This window comes from uncultured Allobosea sp. (genome assembly GCF_945957345.1).
Taxonomy (GTDB): domain Bacteria; phylum Pseudomonadota; class Alphaproteobacteria; order Rhizobiales; family Beijerinckiaceae; genus Allobosea.
Genome location: NZ_CAMFKW010000002.1, coordinates 85,714 through 99,482, shown reverse-complemented (window position 1 = coordinate 99,482; position 13,769 = coordinate 85,714). Strand labels below are relative to the sequence as shown.

Annotated in this window: 12 protein-coding genes and 1 pseudogene; 4 read left to right on the top strand and 9 right to left on the bottom strand. The window is 66.0% G+C overall.

Annotated elements, in window-relative coordinates; translation table 11 throughout:
- Window positions 1-73: 73 nt before the first annotated feature.
- From Q0Q36_RS01400 to Q0Q36_RS01370, 7 genes are all read right to left on the bottom strand, one after another.
- Window positions 74-556: a GNAT family N-acetyltransferase gene (locus tag Q0Q36_RS01400; RefSeq protein WP_293795017.1), complete on the bottom strand. Its 483-nt coding sequence runs from the start codon at window positions 554-556 to the stop codon at window positions 74-76.
- Between the two features lie 12 nt (window positions 557-568).
- Entirely contained in the window at window positions 569-1,402 is an 834-nt protein-coding gene (locus Q0Q36_RS01395; protein WP_293795016.1) for a sulfite exporter TauE/SafE family protein, read from the bottom strand.
- Window positions 1,403-1,503: 101 nt separating this feature from the next.
- On the bottom strand, window positions 1,504-2,226 hold the full coding sequence (locus Q0Q36_RS01390; RefSeq protein WP_293795015.1) for a DUF1428 domain-containing protein: 723 nt from the start codon (window positions 2,224-2,226) through the stop codon (window positions 1,504-1,506).
- A gap of 94 nt (window positions 2,227-2,320) precedes the next feature.
- Window positions 2,321-3,073 carry a thioredoxin family protein gene (locus tag Q0Q36_RS01385; RefSeq protein WP_293795013.1) on the bottom strand — a complete coding sequence of 251 codons (753 nt, stop codon included), beginning with the start codon at window positions 3,071-3,073 and terminating at the stop codon, window positions 2,321-2,323.
- Window positions 3,074-3,157: 84 nt separating this feature from the next.
- Window positions 3,158-3,592 carry an SRPBCC domain-containing protein gene (locus tag Q0Q36_RS01380; protein WP_293795011.1) on the bottom strand — a complete coding sequence of 145 codons (435 nt, stop codon included), beginning with the start codon at window positions 3,590-3,592 and terminating at the stop codon, window positions 3,158-3,160.
- Between the two features lie 55 nt (window positions 3,593-3,647).
- Window positions 3,648-3,992 (bottom strand): metalloregulator ArsR/SmtB family transcription factor, encoded by a 345-nt coding sequence (locus Q0Q36_RS01375; RefSeq protein ID WP_265058558.1) that lies wholly within the window; start codon window positions 3,990-3,992, stop codon window positions 3,648-3,650.
- Between the two features lie 82 nt (window positions 3,993-4,074).
- Window positions 4,075-4,956: a PhzF family phenazine biosynthesis isomerase gene (locus tag Q0Q36_RS01370; protein WP_293795010.1), complete on the bottom strand. Its 882-nt coding sequence runs from the start codon at window positions 4,954-4,956 to the stop codon at window positions 4,075-4,077.
- A gap of 296 nt (window positions 4,957-5,252) precedes the next feature.
- Here Q0Q36_RS01370 and nhaA point away from each other — a divergent pair, with 296 nt between their 5' ends.
- From nhaA to Q0Q36_RS01350, 4 genes and pseudogenes are all read left to right on the top strand, one after another.
- Window positions 5,253-7,154, top strand: coding sequence for a Na+/H+ antiporter NhaA (gene nhaA / locus Q0Q36_RS01365; RefSeq protein WP_293795009.1), 1,902 nt, complete (start codon window positions 5,253-5,255; stop codon window positions 7,152-7,154).
- Between the two features lie 263 nt (window positions 7,155-7,417).
- Complete coding sequence (locus Q0Q36_RS01360; protein ID WP_293795104.1) at window positions 7,418-9,586, top strand: glycoside hydrolase family 3 N-terminal domain-containing protein; 2,169 nt, start codon at window positions 7,418-7,420, stop codon at window positions 9,584-9,586.
- A 34-nt stretch (window positions 9,587-9,620) separates the two neighbouring features.
- Complete coding sequence (locus tag Q0Q36_RS01355; RefSeq protein WP_293795008.1) at window positions 9,621-11,399, top strand: ABC transporter ATP-binding protein/permease; 1,779 nt, start codon at window positions 9,621-9,623, stop codon at window positions 11,397-11,399.
- 5 nt (window positions 11,400-11,404) lie between these two features.
- Window positions 11,405-11,494, top strand: a pseudogene (locus tag Q0Q36_RS01350) (oxidoreductase); the annotation flags it as partial.
- 234 nt (window positions 11,495-11,728) lie between these two features.
- Here the strand turns inward: Q0Q36_RS01350 and Q0Q36_RS01345 are convergent.
- The gene (locus tag Q0Q36_RS01345) at window positions 11,729-12,475 is read right to left on the bottom strand and encodes an acetoacetate decarboxylase (RefSeq protein WP_293795007.1); all 747 of its coding nucleotides are present in this window, start codon (window positions 12,473-12,475) and stop codon (window positions 11,729-11,731) included.
- Window positions 12,476-12,489: 14 nt separating this feature from the next.
- A complete protein-coding gene (locus tag Q0Q36_RS01340) occupies window positions 12,490-13,581 on the bottom strand; it encodes a patatin-like phospholipase family protein (RefSeq protein ID WP_293795006.1) in 1,092 nt (363 codons plus the stop codon).
- Between the last annotated feature and the right edge of the window lie 188 nt (window positions 13,582-13,769).

The following is a 13,769-nucleotide window of genomic DNA, read 5'->3' as shown; positions in this document are numbered from 1 at the left end:
CCGATCCGGAATCCATCGGAGAGCGCGGCGCTCTACGATGGATCCCGGGTCAAGCCCGGGATGACGGGGTGTTTCAGGAGCCTTCTGTTTCCGCCAGATTTACCAGAGCATCCCCGGTTAGACGGTAGAACACTTTTTTCGGGTATGGAGTCGCGCCGAGACCGTCATAGAAGCGCAGAAGCGCCGCATCGTCGGCATCGGCCGTCCAGTCGATGCGGCGGTGCCCGCGCTCCAGTGCCAGTTCGGCGAGCGCTGCCATCAGTTTGCGACCGAGGCCGGCGCCCCGCGCTGCATCGGCAACGTAGATCTCCTTGAGGAAGAAGCCGGTCTTCAGGCCCGGCCCCGGGTAGAGATTGCAGGCCGAGGCAAAGCCGAGAACCGCCTCGCCCTTCACCGCGATCAGGATGTCGACGCCAGCCGGCAAGGCCGCCAGACCGCCGAGAACCTCCGCCAGCGGCGGGCAAGGCACGCTGTAGTGACCCTGCATCTCGACCATCAGCGCCGCCAGCGCCTCCTGGTCTGCGGGCTGGAGCAGCCGGATCGCGATCTCGCTCATGGCCCTTCCATCTCAGTGGATCAGCGACCAGACGAAGCGACCGGCGACGACGAGCAGGAACAGGCCGAAGGCGACTTCGAGACGGCGCTTCGAGAGCCGATGCGCAAGGCTTGCGCCGATCGGTGCGGTCCAGATCGAGGTCGGGATGAACAGGATCATGCCGATCAGCGAGACATAGCCGAGCGAGAGCGGCGGCAGCATCGCCATCTTCGGCCAGCCGGCATAGATGAAGCCGAGCGCGCCGGGGATCGAGATCAGCACACCCAGGCCCGACGAAGTCGCGACCGCCTGGTGGATCGGCCGGCCATAGAAGGTCATGAACAGGCTGGAGAGCTGGCCGCCGCCGATGCCCATCAGGGCCGAGAGCACGCCGATGACGCCGCCATATGCCACCATCAGCGGCTTGCCCGGCATGTCCTCGCCGAATTTCCAGCGATCGGCGGCAAAGAGCAGGCGGATGGCCGAGATCGTCGCGACGATGACGAAGATGATCTTGAAGAGATCGGCCGGAGCATAGCGTGCGATCCAGCTCCCGAAGATCACGCCGATCACGACCGGCACGGCCCAGATCTTCAGGATCGAGAGATCGACGAGCCCTTTGGCCCGGTGCGCGTTGAAGGAGCGGATCGAGGTCGGGATGATCACCGCGAGCGAGGTGCCGACCGCGAGCGGCATGCGCACCTCGTCGACGACGCCGATGACGCGGAAGACCTCATAGAGCACGGGCACGATGACCGCGCCGCCACCGACGCCGAAGACGCCCGCCAGAAGGCCGGTCACCGCGCCGGCCAGCACGAGCGAGACGGCGAGGAAGGCGAGATCGCCGATGGGGATGCCAGCAAACATGACGAGAGATCCGGTGAAGCCGCCCGATCTCTCGGTCATTTGGACGGCGGGGGCAAGATGCCGCCCCCGCATGGCCGTTGCGTATATCGGAGCAGGCGGCCTCAGCCGCGCCCGGTGTCGAAGATCGGCGCAAAGCCGCCATAGACGACGCGCTTGCCGTCGAAGGGCATCCTGAGCTCGGCCATGCGCGGGTCCGCCATGATCTTGCCCCAGCCGGTGGCGCGCGCCTCCTTGGACGGCCACTCGACCCAGCTGAACACCACGGTCTCGCCGGCTTGCGCCTTCACCGCCCCCTTGAAATCCGTGAGCTTGCCGTCGGGCACGTCGTCGCCCCAGGCGTCGACGACCCGGCGGGCGCCATATTCCTTGAACAGCGCCGCATGCCCAGCGGAAAAGTCGCGGTAATCGGCCTTGCGCTCGTCCGGCACCGCGACGAGGACGCCGTCGACATAACCCATCGCGCCGCCCTCGCCCTCGTCGAGGATCGGAGCGAAGCCGCCATAGATCATGCGCTTGCCGTCGAAGGGCATCGCCTCGCCCATCGCCTTCATGCGGGGATCGCTCATGATCTTTTCGTTGGCGGCGTCGCGCGTCGCCCGGTCCGGATACTCGAACCAGGAGAAGACCACCACTTCGTCCGGCGTCGCCTTCACCGCTCCCTTGAAATCCGTCACCTTGCCGTCCGGGACATCGTCGCCCCAGGTCTCGACATGGCGCCGGACGCCGAATTCCTGGAAGAGCGGCGCCGCATCGGCAGCCTGCTTACGGTAGGCCTCCTTGTTCGCAGCCGGGACTGCGAGGACGAAACCATCGATATAGGCCATTGCATCTCTCCTTACCTGCGACCGCCGACGGCGCTCGCACCGTTAAATGTTGATATCAACTTTATGGAACGGCCTTGGATCCCTGAAACCGCTCTCAATCGCAGCAGGAGCTCACCGCAAGCTCCGGCTGGAAGCTTGCCGCGCCCAGCGGTTTGGCGGGGTAGCGATCGTGATGGCGAACCCAATCCATGGTCCCGACCTCGTTGCGCCCCTTCGGGGTCATGTCGAGGAAGTTATGGGTTCCGATCAGAAGGTCACCGCCGCGGGCATAAGTCGAGTAGGTGTGGAAGATCTCGCCCGCCTCGTTGCGATAGAAGACGCTGAAGCCCGGCATCTCGCCGCCCTGCCCGTCATGCATCGCGTAATTGTATTCGTAGCGGCCGGCCGCCTTCTCCTCGGGGCTCGGCGACACGTGGAAGTCGTAGTTGAAGTCGCTGTTCGCCGAGGACACCCAGGGGAAATCCCAGCCCATCCGGTGCCGGAAGTCCTGGAACTCGGCGTAAGGAGCGCGCGAGACCACGACGAGGCTGACATCGTGATGCCTGAGGTGCCGGTTGGCGCCGTCGAAATGATCGGCGAGGAAGGAGCAGCTCGGGCAGCCCTCACGAGCGCCCGGCCCGAACATGAAGTGGTAGATGATCAGCTGGCTGTTGCCGGCGAAGAGATCGCCCAACGCGAGCCCGCCGTCCCAGCCTTCGAAGGTGTAGCTTTTCTCGACCCTGACCCAGGGCAGCGCGCGCCGCTCGGCCGAGAGCGCGTCGCGCCGGCGGGTCAGCTCCTTCTCGTTGGCGAGGTGGATCTTGCGCGCGGCAAGCCATTCCTCACGGGATACGATCCTGTGTTCCATCGTCTCCTCTCCTCCAATGTCCGCCGGCGCGATGCCGGCGGCTGCTTCGGCGTGCTCCGGCATCGCGCCGCGGCACGCCATCGCTCAGGCGAAATAGGCCTCGAGCTTGACCATGGTTCCCGTCCAGCCATGGGTATGGCCGCGGACGGCGGCATCGTCGGCGAGCTTCTCATGCAACAGCGTCAGGATCGTGCCGTCGCCATCCGGCTTGAGCGTCACGGTGACACGCGAAACGCGCTCCGGCGTCGTGATCCAGGACCAGCTAAAGACGAGGCGCTCGTTCTCGACGACCTCCAGATAGCGGCCGAGAACCTCGTGGCGCTCGCCGGTGTTCTCGATCATCACGACGCGATAAGCGCCGTCGACGCGCGGATCGATCTCCGCCTCCTGCGCCACGACATTCTCCGGGCCGAACCAGCGCACGAGCAGGTCCGGGTTGGTCCAGGCTTCGTAGACCTCGGCCGGCGAGGCATTGAGGCGGCGCTTCATCGTGAGGCTGGGTGTCACCGGTTGATGCATGCGCCCTCTTCCCTCTCCCGCCCTTGAGACTCTTGGCCCGTCAGTACTCGGACTGTTAGTCCTGGCCCTTGCGCCGCGCTTCCAGCAGCGCCTCCAGCGCATCGAGCCTCTCGGTCCAGAACCGCTGATAGCGCGCCAGCCAGCCCATCGCCTCCTCCATCGGCTCCGCATTCAGGTGGCAGGACACGGTGCGCCCCGCCTTGGTCCGCGTCAGCAAACCGGCATCCGTGAGGACGTCGAGATGCTTCATGATGGCCGGGAGCGAGACTGGAAACGGCTTCGCCAGCTCGCTGACCGAGAGCCCGTCCTCCCGCTCCAGACGTGCCAGCAAGGCCCTCCGCGTCGGGTCCGCCAGCGCGGAGAACGTCCGGTCGAGCTGCGCATCCTGAAACTTAACCATTGAGTTAAGTGTAAGTAGTTGCGAACGCGCGTGTCAAGGAGGGGCACTGGCGCCCCTGCCGGCAATAATCTGGAGATCGCGCTTAGGCCGCGTGGTCGTCCGCCGGCATGACCTCGCCGCCGAGGAGACAGCCGACGGGCCGGCCGTCGGCGAAGCCGATCCTGACCCGGATTTCGGAGAGCGCGTTCATCGCCCGGCCCTGCAGGATGGTGATGCGGCCACTGTCACGGGGGACGAGGTCGTTCTTGAGCAGGCCGAAGGCCAGTGCTGCTGCTGCGATGCCGGTCGCGGCATCTTCGGGATAGCCTGAGGATTTGGGGAACTGCCGTGCCTCGAAGCGCCGCTCGGCCCGATCGGCGACAGCGTAGGGGTAGAGCCCGGTCGAGGCGATGCGATCGCAGCATTTCTCGGTGAGGGCCATGTCGGTCGTGAGCGCCTGCAGATGCGCGACGCTCTTCATCGGGATCAGCGTCTTGACGCGGGAGGTCACCGCATTCTGGATCGGCAGGTCGAGCAGATCGTCCCGCGAGATCCGGAGGGTCGCGAGCACGTCGTCCTCCTGCGCGCGGGTCAGATCGACGACCTTCCCGACCGGCTGGCTGATCTCGACCGACGGGTTCTCGGACGAGCGGTTCTCGACATAGCCGGTGACGGGGCCGCTGCGCGTCTCGATCCGCATCTGCTCGGCATCGAGGCGGCCGGCCGTCGCCAGGCACCAGAGCGCGCCGATCGTGGCATGGCCGCACATCTCCATCTCGTGGCGCGGCACCCAGAAGCGGAAGGTGAAGTCGGCGTCGGTGCCGGAGGGCGGCCTTACGAATCCGGATTCATGGCCATAGCGGGCCGCGATCGCCCGCATATCCTCATCCTGCAGCGCGGCTGCATCGATCACGATCGGGCAAGGATTGCCGCCCTGCCCCTGATGCGTGAACACATTGACCAGCCTGATCCCGTCCTGCGCCATCACCCAGCCCGTCCCGTCGAAGCTACCGTCACATACCCTGCGTGCAGGGACAGGAACGGCTTGGCAGTAAATCGCTGACGTCGCAACAAACCGGCGCGATCAGGCCGCGGCGGCAGCCTCCTGAGGCGCGCCATGGGCGATGGCCGCACGAAGGTCGCTCGCGGCGAACCGGACGCCCAACGGCGGTGAAACTAGCCGCTTCGAGCCGGAGGCCACTCGCTCTGCGCCGGAGCTTACGCCGCGCCCAATGCCGCATTAGGTTCAAGGGGTCGCCGGAAGGAGCACGGGTCAGGGAGATGTCGCAGGCTGCCATCACTAACCGCCTCGATCGTCCAGTCGACAGGGATGCCGATCACATTCTCGGCCCCGACCGTACGCAGGTCACCCTCGTCGAATATGGCAGCTATGCCTGCCCCTATTGCCGCGCAGCCAATGAGCGCATCGCCGAGATCCGCGACGCGCTTGGCGAGAGGCTGCTCTATGTCTTCCGCCATCGCCCTTTGACCGGCAGCAACCTGGCGCTGCGCGCCGCTGAGCTCGTCGAGCGAGCCTCGACGGCCGAGCAATTCTGGAATGCCCACGTCAAGCTGATGACGCGCTCGCAGGAGCTCACCGAAGACGATCTCGTGGCGGTCGCAGAGGATCTCGGCCTCAGCAGGGACGATCCGGAACGCGATGCCCAGGACATCCAGCGCGCTGCCGCGCGCGTCGAAGCGGATATCGTCAGCTCCCATGCGAGCGGCGTGCGCTTCACGCCGACCTTCTTCATCAATGAGCGGCGCTATGACGGCCCCTGGGACGAGAGCTCTCTGCTCGACGCAATGCTGGGGACGCTGGGTCATCGTTTTCGCTCCGCCGCACTCGATTTCGCAAGCTGGAGCCCCTCGGCCGGCATCCTGCTGCTGCTGGCGACGATCCTGGCCGTCGCCCTGACGAATTCGCCGCTGGGGCCTGCCTTCGAGACGTTCTGGCATCGCGAGCTGGCGCTATCACTGGGCGAAGCCCGTCTCGGGATGTCACTTCAACATTGGGTAAATGACGGCCTGCTGACGATCTTCTTCCTTGTCGTGGGGCTGGAGATCAAGCGCGAATTCACCGTCGGCCATCTCGCCGGACGTCGCTCCGCCGCCTTGCCGATCGCCGGCGCGGTCGGCGGCATGGTGATGCCGGCGGCCTTCTATGCTCTGATCCTGCCCAGCGGCCCGTGGGCGCATGGCTGGGGCATCCCGATGGCGACCGATACGGCCTTCGCCATCGCGATCATCGTAATGCTGGGCCAGCGGGTTCCGATCGAACTGCGCATCTTCCTGACAGCCGCCGCGATCGTCGACGATATCGGCTCGATCGTCGTGGTCGCGCTGTTCTATTCGGGCGAATTGCATCCGGGCTATCTGGCGGCCGCACTCGTCCTCACCGCCGGGCTCGCGGCGCTCAACCGCGCCCATATCTATCGCGTCGTACCCTATGCGCTGCTCGGCATCGCGCTCTGGGGCTGCATCTTCGCCAGCGGGCTGCATGCGACGCTGGCCGGCGTCGTGCTCGCCCTGTTCATCCCGACACGTCCGCCGGCCAATCTCGCCGCGCTCACGGCGCAGGCCAGCTCGATCATGCAAGCGGAGGCCGCCCATGGCGGCGAGGTGCTGCGCCACGGCCCCTCCGCCCCGGCACTGCGCGCGCTCGACGCGATCCATGACCGGTTGGAATCCCCCGCGGATCGGCTGCTGAGGCATGCCGGCGCGCGGTCGAGCTATCTCGTCCTGCCGCTCTTCGCCCTCGCCAACGCCGGCGTCTCCCTCTCGCCGCATGTGCTCGACGGGCGCGGCATGCTGGCGCTGGCGATCATGGCCGGACTCGTCCTCGGCAAGCCGCTGGGGATGCTGGGCGCCACCGCGCTGGCGGTACGGCTGGGCATCGCCGTCAAGCCCGAGGAGTATTCCTGGCCTCAACTTGCCGGCGCAAGCGCGCTTGCCGGCATCGGCTTCACCATGTCGCTCTTCATCGCCGGCCAGGCTCTCGCCGACCCGGGGGATTTCGCAGCCGGCAAGGTCGCGGTCTTCACGGCCTCGATCATCGCCGCACTGATTGGCGCAAGCCTGCTCCGAGCCGCGGGAAAGCTCGACCTTGCGCCCGATGATGGCGGCATCCCGGCTTCCGAGCCGGGGAAGAGCCCGCGATGGACGAATATCGGCACACGATAGGCACTCAACCATGGTCAGGGCAGCGCTTCGGGAGCGCAGCGTCCGCGGTCGATGATGGCCGGACCGTTCCTGCCCTGCCCCCTTCGAGGCTTTCCGGCGCTGACGTGGGAGCCTTGGCCAGAGATGATTTTGATCGCGCGGATGAAATCTTCGATCTCACCTCAATTGTGTGATCGTTCAATGGAATACGGCCCCTAGCGGCCTCCCGCTCGATTTGTTTTGATGGGTGGCTTCGAGATGTGCCTGCTTCGGAGGGACCGGTGATGAAAGCGCCTTGGGACCGTCAGGGAATCGACAAGCTCATCGGCACCATGACGCTGAAGGAGAAGGTCGGACAGCTCACGATGCTGAGCGGCGAACTGGTCCAGACCGGCCCGACCTCCGCGCCCGTCACCTCCGCCGCCATCCAGAACGGCGAGGTCGGCAGCCTCCTCAACCTCGTCGGGCCTGAGCGCATCCGGGATGCGCAACGGCACGCGGTCGAGGGCTCGCGCCTCGGGATCCCGCTCTTCTTCTCCCTCGACGTCCTCTACGGGCTGAGGACGATGTTCCCGATCCCGCTGGGGGAATCGTCGGCCTTCGACCCGGCGTTGTGGGAGGCGACGGCACGCGTGGCCGCTGAAGAATGCGCCGTCGAGGGCATCGACCTCACCTTCGCGCCCATGATCGATATCGCGCGGGATCCGCGCTGGGGCCGCACGCTGGAAGGACCGGGCGAAGACCCCCTCGTCGGCCAGCGGGTCGCCCGGGCCAAGGTGCGCGGCTACCAGATGGCCGATCTCGCCGGACCGACGGCGATCGCCGCGACGGCCAAGCATTTCGCCGGTTACGGAGCCGTCCTCGCCGGTCGGGAATACGCCTCGGTCGACATGTCGGAGCGACTGCTGCACGAAGTCTACCTGCCGCCGTTCCAGGCGGCGGTGGAGGCCGGCGTCGCCTGCCTCATGCCGGCCTTCATCGATCTCAACGGCACGCCGATGTCGATCCACGTGCCGCTCCTGCGGCGCCTGGTCCGCGAGCGCTGGGGCTTCGACGGCGTGATCGTCAGCGACTGGAGCTCCATCGCCGAGCTGCTGCTGCACGGTGTCGCCGGCAAGCCCGAAGCCGCAGCGCTTGCGCTGAACGCAAGCGTCGACATCGACATGATGGGCAAGGGTGCCTATGTCGACGGGATACCGGAAGCTCTCGACCGCGGTCTCGTCACCATGGCGACCGTCGACGAAGCCGTGCGGCGCGTCCTGCTGCTCAAGCTGCGGCTGGGCCTGTTCGACGATCCCTATCGCCGCTGCGGGTCGCCGGAAGCCGTCGCCGCTGTTGCAGCCCAGCCGGCACGGCGCGCCCTGGCGCGGGAGGCCGCCCGGAAATCCATCGTTCTCCTGACCAATACGGAAGGGATGCTGCCGCTCGGGAAGAGCCTGAGATCGCTCGCGGTCATCGGTCCCTTCGGTCAGATCGTCGGCGGAAATTCGGAGCCGGATGCAACCCAGCGCGTCGCCGAGCTGGTCGATCGCTGCAAGGAGGCCTTCCCGGAGGCTGCGATAGCGGTCGCGGCCGGAAGCGAGGTCGAGCTGCCGATCGCAGGGGGCCTCGAAGCCGCGCGACAGGCGGCGCAACCAAGCGATGTGATCGTGCTTTGCCTCGGCGAACGGGTCGACATGGCGGGCGAGGCCAGCAGCCGTGCCCATCCCGGCATTCCCCAAGCACAGGAGGAACTGGCGCGGGCGATACTCGACACCGGCAAGCCGGTCGTCGTCCTGCTGTTTTCCGGCCGGCCGCTGATCCTGCCGGACTGGCTGGTGGCCGGCGCCAAGGCGATCCTCGCAGTCTGGCATCCGGGATCGGAGGGAGCCGGCGCCATCGCCGACGTGCTAAGCGGCGCCCATAACCCGAGCGGCCGGCTCTCGATGTCCTGGCCGGCCGATATCGGGCAGATCCCGATCTTCTTCGCCGAGCGCCCGACGGGCCGCCCGCGACTGGAGAACGAGCATTTTTCCAGCAAGTATCTCGATATCCCGAACGATCCCCGCTTCGCCTTCGGTCACGGCCTATCCTATACCGGCTTCCTCCTGACCAATCCGCGCGCGACCAAATGGACGCTGGCGCCTGGCGAGGCGACCGAGATTCTGATCGACGTCAGGAATACCGGGACGATGGCCGGCGAGCACACCCTGTTCCAGTTCATTCACGACGTCGCGTCCTCGATCACGCGGCCTAGTCTGGAACTGGTGGATTTTACCAAGCTGGCCCTCGCGCCGGGGGAGATGAAGACGGTGCGCTTCCCGCTCTCCACCGATCAGCTTCGCTTCCTCGGGCCTGATCTCGAACCGGTGCTCGAACCGGGCGCCTTCCAGGTCTTCGTCGGACCAGGCGCCGATCCTGCGCAGTTGCAGATGCTCGAATTGAAGGTGAGCCCCGCCGCTGGCGTCGCCTGATGTCCAGCGCCCCGGCCAAGCCTTGAGCCCCGCGATGGACGCCCGCCACGCACCGCCTGCAGCCGTTTCCGTGCTGGACGTTCCGGCAAGCGGTGTCCTGCAGCAGCTCTGGATCCTGATCAAGGCGATGAGCACGTCGCCGCGCCGGGCCGCGCTCCTGTTCCTGCCGATGGGCAGCGTCGTCGTCATCGCGACGAATGCCGTGTTCCAGATCCGGCTGAACAACTGGCAGGGCGCGCTCTACGACGCCCTCCAGAACCACGATCTCGGGGCCTTCGGCCATCAACTGCTGGTGTTCCTGTCGCTCATCGGCGTGCTGCTCCTGCTTGTCGTCGCCCAGGCCTGGCTCACCGAGGTCGGCAAGGTCAGGCTGCGGGGCTGGCTGACGCGGGACCTGCTCGAGGAGTGGCTGAAGCCCAAGCGCGCCTATCTGCTGGCCTTCGCCGGCGAGACCGGCGTCAATCCCGATCAGCGCATCCATGAGGACGCCCGTCACCTGACCGAGCTCTCCGTCGACCTCGGCAACGGGCTTCTGCAGGCCTCTCTGATGCTGCTGAGTTTCATCGGGGTGCTCTGGATCCTTTCGCAGCAGGTCGTGTTCGATTTCGGCCACGGCGCCTTCACCATCCCCGGCTACATGGTCTGGTGCGCGATCGCCTACGCCTCCATCGGTTCCTGGCTGGCCTGGCGGGTCGGCCGGCCGCTGATCAGGCTGAACGCCGAGCGCTATGCGCGCGAGGCCGATTTCCGGGCCTCCCTGATCAAGGTCGCCGAGCGATCGGAAGCCATCGTGCTCTACCAGGGCGAAGGCGATGAGCGCGTCCATCTCGACCAGACCTTTCACAAGGTCCAGTCGCTGGCGCGCCAGCTCGCCAACGGTATCGTCTCGCTGACCTGGGTGACATCGGGCCATGGCTGGCTCGCCATGGCTGCCCCGTTCCTCATCGCCGCTCCCGGCTATTTCGGCGGCCAGCTCTCTCTCGGCTCGCTGATGGTCGCGGTCGGCGCCTTCAACCAGGTGCAGTATGCGCTGCGCTGGTTCGTCGACAATTTCTCGAAGATTGCCGACTGGCGGGCGACGCTGCTGCGAATCATGGCCCTGCGCGACGAGTTGCAGCAGATCGAGCGTCTGCACGGCGAGCAGCATCGGATCGACTTCTATGAGGCACCGGCAGGCTCCCTGATCCTTGAAAGCGTGGAGGCCTATCTGCCGGGATCGTCGATCGAATGCGCCGCGCCGGAAGAGAGCTGGATCGAGCTGAAGGCCGGTGAGCACGTCCTGATCGAGGGCGACAGCGCGGCTTCGAAGACGACGTTCTTCATGAGCCTGGCCGGACTCTGGCCCTGGGGCGACGGCCGTATCGGCCTGCCGCCGCGGGCGGATATGCTGTTCCTGCCGGAGCGCCCCTATTTTCCGCGCGGACCGCTGCGCACCGCCCTCGCCTATCCGGCGGACGCGTCCGACTATACCGACGAGCACTATGCCGACGCCTTGCGCACCGTGGGCCTCGACCACCTTGCGGAGGACCTTGAGCTCGCCCACGACTGGGACCGGCGATTGTCGCTTGAGGAACAGCAGATCCTCGGCTTCGGACGCATCTTCCTTCACACGCCCCGCTGGGTCTTCCTCAACGATTCACTGGGCGCCGTTCCCGAAAAGAAGCGCGCCGCACTGCTGGCGGACTTCGTGGCGAAGCTCGGCGAATGCACCATCGTCAGCACCGGCGGCGATATCGGCCACCATTTCTTCCGCCGGACCATCCACCTCCGGCACGCCCGTCGCAGCCAACTCAAGGCGGCAGCTGCCATATAGGAACCCAGCGCATGATCGAGCCCGGAGAGATCGCGTCCCTGGTCTCTTACGTCGCCAGCCCGCTTTCCGCCGCCACGAATGGAGCGGCGCTATAGCATCGGACCGAAAAGTGGAATCCAGTCTTCGGGCAAATCCGCTGCGATAACAATATGATAGATCATCGCCGCCGTCCGATGGGACGCGCGATGATCTAGGCGCCGATCGCGACATCGTTCCAACGATGGTTTGACGAGGACACACGCAGCACCCTCCGGGCGCATCTGCGATGCTCCCGGAGTTCGCGACAGGGCCGCTGCTTTTCCCACGCGAGCCTTTCAGGCCAGGTAATCTCAGGCCAGGTAATCGTGCAGGATGCGGCCGTAGGGGAGCGTGAAGTCGACGACCTGGTGGCGAGCCCGCACGACCTTCCCGACGGGGAAATCCGCGACGCGGCAGTTCACATGCGGGATGAGGTGGAGGCGCGCATCGCCCTCCCAGGCACCGTGGACGGTGATGTCGGTGAGGTTGTAGCCGACGAGCTGAGCGACATCGAGGCCGGTCCCGTCGGCCTTCGGGATCAGCTTGAGATTGATCTGCAGCCCGCCGATCCCGTCGCGAACCTTGTCGAGCTGGTCGGCGAGGCTCCTGTGCTTGTAGGTCATCGTGCCGATGGCGACGGGAATGTCGTCATAGAAGAGGGTGCCGGTCAGCGTGTCCTTGATGACCTTGAGGCGCGGCACGCCCCATTTCTTGGGAAAGCCCCAGATCTCGCGGCCACCGGAAATGGGCGGCTCGTCGTCGAGATACATCTGGACCGAGAAGCTGCAAGGCTCGCCCTTGTAGAGGGCAGGAATGCCGGTTCCGGATTCCTCGTAATCCCCGAAGCCCGAGGAATCGGGCATCTTCATCCACTCGTAATAGACGAGGTTTCCAGGCGCGGGCTCCAGCGGCTCGGGCAAGGCTTGCCGGATGATCTGCGGGTCGCATTCGTAGTAGATGATCAGGTATTCGCGCTTGATGAAGCGGTTCGGCGGACGAGGATAGCTCGGGCTTGCGACCGGCATCGAGCCTGCGGCTAGGATTTCGTCTCTTGTCATGACGTGTCCTCTCGCTATTGCCCGCCCGGGCGGGTCAGGTCGTAGACGGCGATGCCGCGCTCGTGGCGCTTGCGGTTCTTCCAATCGGGATGGTCCAGGGACCGTTGCGCGTCAGCGAGGCCGGCGGTCCAATGTTCCAGCATGGTCGTGCGCGAAAACTCGTAGTCCTTCGCGCTGCTTTCATAAGGGCGGCTGCGATAGATGAGCTGGAGCACGGCGATCGCCGGCTCCTTGGAACGCTCGGCGAGGTGCTTGACGTCGGGGTCGTCGCGCAGCTCCGGCGGCAGCTTCTGCAGGAGGCGCCGGATCGCCTCCTTGGAGCGGTGCAGGTCGACCTGCATATCGGTGTTGAGGCGCGTGCGGCTCGAATAGCGAATGTCCTTCTCGCGCACGCTCGCCTCGTCCATGGTCGCCGGCATCGGGCCGCGCGACGGGAAGAGGTCGACCTGCAGGATCGACATGTCCTCGTCGACGGCGCAGTCGAGCACATATTGCAGGGGCGTGTTCGAGACGAGGCCGCCGTCCCAGTAGTGGCGACCATCGATCTCGACCGGCGGAAAACCCGGCGGCAGGGCGCCGGACGCCATGATGTGCTCGGGCCGGATCGTCTCCTTGAAGTTGTCGAAATAGACGACGTTCCCGGTCTCGACATCGACGGCGCCGACGCTGAGGCGCGTCTGCTTGGAGTTGATGAGGTCGAAATCGACCAATTTGAGCAGTGTCTCCCTCAAGGGGGAGGTATCGTAGTAGCTGATCGGCCCGGGCAGCCCCGCGCCATAGAGTGCGCGCGGCGGGAAATGGTGCTGGAAGAAGCCGGACACGCCCGTCACGGTCACGAGGGCCGCGCTGAACTCGTTGATGGCGGCATGAAGGCCGTCGGTCGGCTGCCAGGGTAACTCCGGGCCGGAGGAGACGAGATCCCAGAACGCCCGGATGCGCTCGACGCGGCGGGGAATGGGGTTGCCTGCGACGAGGGCCGAGTTGATCGCGCCGATCGAGACGCCTGCGACCCAATCGACATGGTTTTCCGCCTCGAAGGCCGCCTGGACGACACCGCCCTGATAGGAGCCAAGCGCCCCTCCACCCTGCAGCACGAGGACATTCATTCCGTCCCCGCTATTGTTAGACACCATCGCCTCGTTCTCCTGTGCGCGCCCCGCATGGAGCACGGCAATGTCGGAACGGGCCCGCTGGTGCGTTCCGGCTGGCTGGTCGGGGGTGAGCCCAGGGCGGTTGCCCACTCACGATGTGAAGGGCTCGAGGATGTGGTCCATAGCTGGAGGTTTCTCGGTCA